1 protein-coding gene is annotated in these 1,523 nt (G+C 61.3%); it reads right to left on the reverse strand.

From position 1 onward, the window contains the following. Positions 1 to 1,523: electron-transfer flavoprotein:ubiquinone oxidoreductase (locus NE850_RS39310; protein ID WP_310700420.1), on the reverse strand; the 1,523-nt coding region annotated here is incomplete at both ends.

A 1,523-nucleotide genomic window follows, 5' to 3' on the forward strand; every position in this document is an offset into this window, starting at 1 on the left:
TGCGCGTTGATCACGAGGCGTTCGGTGTTGTCGTCGTTCTTCACGAATTCGTACACTTGCGCCGGGCAATAACGCGACTCCGGACCCGCATACGTCTGCCAGTTCACATTCACCGGCACTGACGGATCTTTCAGCGTCAGATGAGCCGGCTGGTTCTCTTCGTGGTTCGTGTTCGAGATGAACACCGACGAGAGACGATCGAACGTCAGCTTGCCATCGGGCTTCGGATAGGTGATCGGCCTGCATTGCGAAGCCGGTTTGAGCATCTCGTGATCCCAGTGCTGATGATGCAGCGTCCACGGCACATTGCCGCCCAGCAGCTTCTGTTCGATGCCCACCATCAGCGTGCCGAGGTACAGGCCCTTGCTCATCCACTGCTTGAAGTTGCGTGCGCGATGCAGTTCCGTGTGCAGCCACGAGGTCTTGAAGCTCTCCGGATAGGCGGTGAGTTCATCGCTGGTGCGGCCTGCCTGTACCGCTTCGAATGCCGCTTCAGCCGCCAGCATGCCGGTCTTGATTGCCGCGTGCGAGCCCTTGATCCGCGATGCGTTCAGGAAGCCCGCATCGTCGCCGACCAGCGCACCGCCCGGAAACACCAGTTTCGGCAGCGACATCAGGCCGCCAGCGGTGATCGCGCGTGCGCCATACGAGACGCGCTTGCCGCCTTCCAGAATTGTGCGGATCGCCGGATGCGTCTTGTAGCGCTGGAATTCCTCGAACGGCGACAGGTACGGATTCGTATAACCCAGGCCCACCACGAAGCCCACCACCACCTGGTTGTTATCCATGTGATAGAGGAACGAGCCGCCGTAGGTGTCGCTCTCCAGCGGCCAGCCGGCCGTGTGCATCACCAGACCCGGCTTGTGCTTCGCCGGATCGATTTCCCACAGTTCCTTGATGCCGATACCGTAGACCTGCGGATCGACGCCTTCGCGCAGCCTGAATCTGTCGTTCAGCTGACGGCCCAGGTGTCCACGCGCGCCTTCGCAGAAGAGCGTGTACTTCGCGTGCAGCTCCATGCCGAGCTGGAAGTTCTCGGTCGGCTGGCCGTCCTTGCCGATGCCGAGGTTGCCGGTTGCGACGCCTTTGACCGAGCCATCGTCGTTGTACAGAATCTCGGCAGCCGGAAAGCCGGGGAAAATTTCAACGCCCAGCGCTTCAGCCTGCTGACCGAGCCAGCGCGTGACGTTCGCGAGACTGATCACATAGTTGCCGTGGTTTTTGAAGTTGTCCGGCAACGCCCAGACCGGTACGCTCTTCGAACCGGTTTCGGTCAGGAACAGGAATTTATCTTCGGTCACGTCGACCGTCAGCGGTGCGCCTTTTTCCTTCCAGTCCGGGATCAGCTCGGTCATCGCGCGCGGATCCATCACCGCGCCCGAGAGGATATGTGCCCCGATCTCCGAGCCTTTTTCCAGTACGCACACGCCAATTTCAGCGCCTTGTTCCGCCGCCAGCTGCTTCAGGCGGATCGCCGCGGACAGCCCGGCCGGGCCGCCGCCGACGATCACGACGTCGTATTC

Origin of the sequence: Paraburkholderia sp. USG1 (genome assembly GCF_031570135.1) — a bacterium.
Classification (GTDB): Bacteria; Pseudomonadota; Gammaproteobacteria; order Burkholderiales; family Burkholderiaceae; genus Paraburkholderia; species Paraburkholderia dioscoreae.